This is a genomic window from Pseudomonas sp. JV245A (assembly GCF_032424515.1).
Taxonomy (GTDB): domain Bacteria; phylum Pseudomonadota; class Gammaproteobacteria; order Pseudomonadales; family Pseudomonadaceae; genus Aquipseudomonas; species Aquipseudomonas protegens.
In genome coordinates this window covers 1-6,120 of sequence record NZ_VYKE01000216.1, presented here as the reverse complement: position 1 = coordinate 6,120, position 6,120 = coordinate 1, and the positions used below count along the sequence as shown (strand labels likewise).

The following is a 6,120-nucleotide window of genomic DNA, read 5'->3' as shown; positions in this document are numbered from 1 at the left end:
GGTGCTGGCCGTGACCCTGCTGGCGCTGTTCAGTGAATACGCCGGGGTGCTCGGGCCCATGGTCGGGGCCTCGCGGCGCTACGACGGGCCCATGGGCAAGAGCGACCGCGCCTTCATCCTCGGCGTGCTGGCCACCGGCATCGCCCTGGGCTGGCTCAGCGCCCTGTGGATAAACGGCGTGCTGGCACTGGTCGCCGCACTGCTGGTCTACACCCTGATCAATCGGGTCCGCCAGGGCCTCAAAGAAGTTCAGCACAATGCTCCCTCTGCATAAGGAAATGGCTATGCGCGACGCTCAACACCAGACGTTCCGAACCCATGACGGTGTCGAACTGTTCTACCGCCACTGGCCAGCCACTGAAGTGGCCCCTGGCGAACCGCGGCAAGCGGTGATGCTGTTCCACCGCGGTCACGAACACTCCGGGCGCATTGCCCACCTGGTGGAAGAGCTGAACCTGCCCCAGTTCGATTTCTTCGCCTGGGACGCCCGTGGCCATGGCCAGTCGCCGGGCGCCCGTGGCGACAGCCCGAGCTTCGCTACCAGCGTGCGCGACGTGCAGACCTTCTGTGATCACCTGGGCAGCGCTCATGGGATCGCCGAGGAAAACATCGCCGTGGTGGCCCAGAGCGTGGGCGCGGTGATCGCGTCCACCTGGGTCCACGACTACGCGCCGCGCATCCGCTCCCTGGTGCTGGCCTCGCCGGCGTTCAAGGTCAAGCTGTACGTGCCCTTCGCCCGGCCCGGCCTGGCCCTGATGCGGCGCTTTCGTGGCAACTTCTTCGTCAACAGCTACGTCAAGGCGCGCTTCCTGAGCCACGACCCGGAGCGGGTCCGCAGCTATGACAGCGACCCGCTGATCACCAAGGCGATCTCGGTGAATGTACTGCTGGGCCTGTATGAAGCGGCAGACCGGGTGGTAGCCGACGCCCAGGCGATCCAGGTGCCGACCCAGTTGCTGATCTCCGGCTCCGACTTCGTGGTGCATCGCAAGCCCCAGGAGCAGTTCTTCGAGCGCCTGGGCAGTCTGCACAAGGAAAAGCACATCCTCCCGGGCTTCTTCCACGACACCCTGGGGGAAAAGAACCGGGCGCCGGCCATGGCCAGCATCCGTCGCTTCATCCTGCAGAATTTCGAGCGCCCGCTGAACCGCCCTGCCCTGCTGGACGCCGACCGCCTGGGCGTTACCTGCGCCGAGTCCGAAGCCCTGGCCGCGCCGCTGCCGCACAACTCCCTGCGCGACCTGTACTGGCGCGCCACCCGTGCCAGCATGCGCCTGGGCAGCCAGCTGTCGGCGGGGGTCAAGCTGGGCTTCGACACCGGTTTCGACTCCGGCAGCACCCTGGACTACGTCTACCGCAACCGCCCCACCGGGCATTCCGCACTGGGCCGGATGATCGACCAGAACTACCTGAACTCCATCGGCTGGCGCGGCATCCGCCAGCGCAAGCTGCATGTGGAAGAACTGCTGCGCCTGGCCATGGAAAAACTCCGTGAGCAAAACAGCGAAGTGCGCATCGTCGATATCGCCGCCGGCCACGGCCGCTACATCCTCGAAGCCCTGCAAGGGGTCAGCCCGCTGCCGGAATCGATCCTGCTGCGCGACTACAGCGATATCAACGTGCGCGACGGCAGTGCGCTGATCCAGGAAAAAGGCCTGGGGGACATCGCCCGCTTCGTCAAAGGCAACGCCTTCGACCGCGAGGACCTCGCAGCCCTGGACCCGAAACCCACCCTCGCAGTGGTCTCCGGGCTCTATGAGCTGTTCGCCGACAACCAGATGGTCGGCGGCTCCCTGGCGGGCCTGGCCAGTGCCGTGGAGCCCGGCGGCTACCTGGTGTACACCGGCCAGCCGTGGCACCCGCAGCTGGAACTGATCGCCCGCGCCCTGACCAGCCACCGCGAAGGCCAGGCCTGGGTCATGCGCCGCCGCACCCAGGCGGAGATGGACCAACTGGTGGAGGCCGCCGGCTTTCGCAAGGTCACCATGCGTGTGGATGAATGGGGGATCTTCAGCGTATCCCTGGCGCAACGGGTGCAATGATGGCCGCAGGCGCCTTGCCGGCCCGGGAGCCGGGCCTGCTGAAACCCGCGGTGCTCTGGCTGCTGTTGCTGGCACCGCTGTTCTTCAGCACCTACGGCTTCGCCACCTGGGTCACCGCCCAGCGCGACGACGTCGGCAGCATGGTCTTCGACTGGGAACGGCACATGCCGTTCTGGGCCTGGACCATCGTGCCCTACTGGTCCATCGACCTGCTCTACGGCTTCTCCCTGTTGTTGCCGCGCAGCCGTGACGAGCTCAAGCGCCACGCCCTGCGCCTGCTCACCGCCCAGGTGATCGCGGTCAGTTGCTTCCTGCTCTGGCCGCTGAGCTTTACCTTCTCCCGGCCGGAACTGGACGGGGTTTTCGGCTGGCTGTTCGCGGTGCTGGCCGGCTTCGACAAGCCCTTCAACCAGGCGCCGTCGCTGCACATCGCCCTGCTGGTGGTGCTCTGGGTCTGCTACGCACGGCATACCCAGGGCTTCTGGCGCTGGCTGGTGCATGGCTGGTTCGCGCTGATCGGGGTCTCGGTGCTGAGTACTTATCAACACCACTTCATCGATGTACCCACAGGCGCCCTGGCCGGCTGGCTGTGTGTCTGGCTATGGCCGCTGGACCGTCCCAGCCCATTGTTCAGTGCCCGTGCGGCCCAGGACCCGAAGCGCCGCCAGCTGGCCCTGCGCTATGGCCTGGGTGCGGCGCTGTTCGCCGGGGCAGCCTTTGCCTGGGGCGGCGCCGCGCTGTGGCTGATCTGGCCCGCCGTGGCGCTGTTGCTGGTGGCCTTGAACTACGCCCTGCTGGGTGCCGAGGGTTTCCAGAAGCGCCAGGACGGCAGCCTCAGCCCCGCTGCACGCTGGTTGCTGGCGCCTTACCTGGCGGCGGCCTGGATCAACTCGCGGCTGTGGACAAAAAAACATCCACAGCCGGACCCGGTTGTGGATAACGTCTGGCTCGGGCGCCTGCCGACACCGGCCGAGCTCAAGGACAGCCCGTTCGACGCCGTGCTCGACCTGTGCGCCGAGCTGTCCCTGGACAGCCGCGGGTTGCGGGCCTACCAGAGCCTGCCGGTGCTGGACCTGTGCGCCCCCAGTGCCGAGCAGTGCCTGGCCGCCGCCCACGCCATCGAACGCCTGCGCCAGCAAGGGCCGCTGCTGGTGTGCTGCGCCCTGGGTTATTCGCGCAGCGCCACGGCGATTGCCGCCTGGCTGCTGCACAGCGGCCGCGCAGCCACGGTGGATGCCGCCATCGTGCAGATCCAGCGGGCCCGCCCACAGATCGTCCTGCACCCCGCCCACCGCCAGGCGCTGCAAACCCTGAGCAGCGCCGGGAGAACGGCCCATGTCCACTGAAATGCAGCTCTACAGCGTGGCCAGCCTGCTGCGCCGGGGCCGCGCCCTGGATCAGTTATCCACAGGCCTGACCCTGCTCGGCGCGCTGTATGGCCTGGGCCAGTACCTGCTGACCAGCGTCACCCTGGGCGGGCTGCTGGTCAGCCTGGCCCTGGTGCTGCTGGGGCTTGTGGAAAAGTACCTGGCGCTGCGGGTAGCCTTCGACGCCGACCTGTTTCAACGCGTGGCCGACGCCCCAACTACCCTGGAACACAGTACCCAGGCCCTGGACCAGGCCCTGAGCGCCCTCGGCCTGCAACCCGCGCAGCGCGGCGGCCGGCCCTGGGACCAACGCAGCCGCGGGGCCCTGGGCCTGCTGCGCCGCCAGGCATTACTGCTGGCAGCACAAGTGCTGGTGATACTGAGCGTGATCCTGGTCAGCCCCTGGCTGACCTTTGCCGGATAAGGAATGCCCATGTTCGAACCCCTGGTCGCCAATCTCATCACCTCCGCCGCCCGCAGCATCACCGGCGCCCGCAGCCTGTGGCTGGGCTCGGCACCGCGCGCGGTGCAGCGGATCTACTTCGCCAACCACAGCAGCCACGGCGACTTCGTACTGCTCTGGGCCTCCCTGCCGCCGGCCCTGCGCAAACTGACGCGGCCCGTGGCCGGCGCCGACTACTGGCAGAAAAGCAACCTGCGCCGCTACATCATCAATCGGGTGTTCAACGGCGTGCTGATCGACCGCGAGCGCAAGGAGGCTGTGGATAACAACCCCCTGCAACCCATGATCGATGCCCTGGAGAACGGCGACTCGCTGATCATCTTTCCGGAAGGCACGCGCAACCCCGAAGACGGCCTGCTGCCGTTCAAGAGCGGGATCTACCACCTGGCCAAGCGTTATCCACAGGTTGAGGTGATTCCGGTGTGGATCGCCAACCTCAACCGGGTCATGCCCAAGGGCCGCTTCCTGCCCCTGCCGCTGCTGTGCACCACCAGTTTCGGCGCCCCCATGACCCTGGAAGAAGACGAAACCAAGGAACACTTCCTCGAACGCAGCCGCGCCGCGCTGCTGGCCCTGGCCCCGGAGCACGCCTGAGATGGATAAGCAGACCCTGATGTTATTCGGCGGCATCGGCGCCATTCTGGTGCTGGCCTCGCTGATCGGTTTCATCCTCCAGTGGCGCACCCGTGGCGCGCCCAACCCGGTGATCGACAACCTCAATGCGCGGATCAATGCCTGGTGGGTGATGGTGCTGGTGATCGGTATCGCCTTCTGGCTCGGCACCGCGGCGGTGATCCTGCTGTTCTATGCGGTGTCGTTCTACGCCCTGCGCGAGTTCCTCACCCTGACCCCGACCCGGCGCAGCGACTATCCGGCCCTGGTGGCGGCCTTCTACCTGGCCCTGCCCCTGCAATACCTGCTGATCTACTCCGACTGGTACGGGCTGTTCTCGATCTTCATTCCGGTCTACGTGTTCCTGCTGCTGCCGATCCTCGCGTCGCTCGGTGGCGACAGCACGCACTTCCTGGAGCGTGCCTCCAAGGTCCAGTGGGGGCTGATGATCGCGGTGTTCTGCGTGTCCTTCGTGCCCGCCCTGCTGACCCTGGACATCGCCGGCTATGAAGGCCGCAACCTGCTGCTGATCGCTTACCTGGTGATCGTGGTGCAGCTCTCGGACGTGCTGCAGTACGTCTGTGGAAAACTCTTTGGCAAGCGCAAGATCGCCCCCAACCTGTCGCCGTCCAAGACCGTGGAAGGCTTTGTCGGCGGCATCCTGCTGGCTTCGATGATCGGCGGGGCGCTGTTCTGGATCACCCCGTTCAATGTCTGGCAGTCATTCCTCATCGCCCTGCTGATCAACCTGCTGGGCTTTGCCGGCGGCATCGTCATGTCGGCGATCAAGCGCGATCGCGGGGTCAAGGACTGGGGGCACATGATCGAGGGCCACGGCGGCATGCTCGATCGCCTGGATTCGGTGTGCTTTGCCGCGCCGATCTTCTTCCACCTGGTGCGCTACTGGTGGACCTGAAGCCTTCAGCCCGGTAGATGCCCCAATGGCAGGGGCCCCGGGGTTTTCACCGTGTGAATCGCGAAGTTGCTGCGGATGTCGCTGACCCCGGGGATCTTCAGCAAGTGGCCGGTCAGGAAGCGGTCATAGCCACGCAGGTCCGGGACCACCACTTGCAGCAGGAAATCCGATTCACCCGATACCAGGAACGCCGAGATCACCTCCGGCAACTGCAATACCGCCTGGCGGAAGGCTTCGGCCTCGGCATCGTTGTGTCGCTCCACCTTGACCCCGACGAACACGGTCAGCCCCAGGCCCACCTCGTCGCGGTCCAGGGTGGCCTGGTAGCCACGGATCACCCCGGCCTCTTCCAGCATGCGCACCCGACGCAGGCAGGGTGACGGCGACAGGCCGATCTCTTCGGCCAGTTGCACGTTGCTCAGGCGACCATCGCGCTGCAGCGCGGCGAGGATCTTGCGGTCATAGGCATCAAGTTTCATGTTTGGCATATCCAGATGGTGATTCCGTTCATTAGTGGAACATTATGCCAATTTCAGCTTTCCCGTTGGTTGATTACGCAAGCACCTGCCCTGCCCTGTGGCCCTAAACTGGGCGCACCGACTCGACAACGAAGGGGGTGCAAGGTGGCGCAACTGTGGATGTATTTCCTGGCTCTGGCGGTGGTCTACCTGCTGCCCGGCCCCGACATGATCCTGCTGCTGCAAACCGGCGCCCGCCAGG

Annotated in this window: 6 protein-coding genes and 2 pseudogenes; 7 read left to right on the top strand and 1 reads right to left on the bottom strand. The window is 65.9% G+C overall.

Annotated elements, in window-relative coordinates; all coding sequences use genetic code 11:
- The 6 genes and pseudogenes from F6S12_RS29045 to F6S12_RS29020 form a co-directional block, all read left to right on the top strand.
- A pseudogene (locus F6S12_RS29045) lies at window positions 1–274 on the top strand (CDP-alcohol phosphatidyltransferase family protein); the annotation flags it as partial.
- A 10-nt stretch (window positions 275–284) separates the two neighbouring features.
- Window positions 285–2,042: a bifunctional alpha/beta hydrolase/class I SAM-dependent methyltransferase gene (locus tag F6S12_RS29040; protein ID WP_011064361.1), complete on the top strand. Its 1,758-nt coding sequence runs from the start codon at window positions 285–287 to the stop codon at window positions 2,040–2,042.
- Window positions 2,042–3,388, top strand: coding sequence for a phosphatase PAP2/dual specificity phosphatase family protein (locus F6S12_RS29035; RefSeq protein WP_315869633.1), 1,347 nt, complete (start codon window positions 2,042–2,044; stop codon window positions 3,386–3,388). The genes F6S12_RS29040 and F6S12_RS29035 overlap by 1 nt, the downstream gene beginning before the upstream one ends.
- Complete coding sequence (locus F6S12_RS29030) at window positions 3,378–3,833, top strand: hypothetical protein (protein WP_015637562.1); 456 nt, start codon at window positions 3,378–3,380, stop codon at window positions 3,831–3,833. The genes F6S12_RS29035 and F6S12_RS29030 overlap by 11 nt, the downstream gene beginning before the upstream one ends.
- Window positions 3,834–3,842: 9 nt before the next feature.
- Window positions 3,843–4,466: a lysophospholipid acyltransferase family protein gene (locus F6S12_RS29025; protein WP_315869632.1), complete on the top strand. Its 624-nt coding sequence runs from the start codon at window positions 3,843–3,845 to the stop codon at window positions 4,464–4,466.
- Window position 4,467: 1 nt separating this feature from the next.
- Window positions 4,468–5,400, top strand: a complete 933-nt coding sequence (locus F6S12_RS29020) for a phosphatidate cytidylyltransferase (protein ID WP_011064365.1) — start codon at window positions 4,468–4,470, stop codon at window positions 5,398–5,400.
- A 5-nt stretch (window positions 5,401–5,405) separates the two neighbouring features.
- Here the strand turns inward: F6S12_RS29020 and F6S12_RS29015 are convergent, their stop codons facing one another.
- The gene (locus F6S12_RS29015; protein WP_011064366.1) at window positions 5,406–5,879 is read right to left on the bottom strand and encodes an Lrp/AsnC family transcriptional regulator; all 474 of its coding nucleotides are present in this window, start codon (window positions 5,877–5,879) and stop codon (window positions 5,406–5,408) included.
- Between the two features lie 159 nt (window positions 5,880–6,038).
- Here F6S12_RS29015 and F6S12_RS29010 point away from each other — a divergent pair.
- Window positions 6,039–6,120: pseudogene (locus tag F6S12_RS29010) on the top strand (LysE family translocator); the annotation flags it as partial.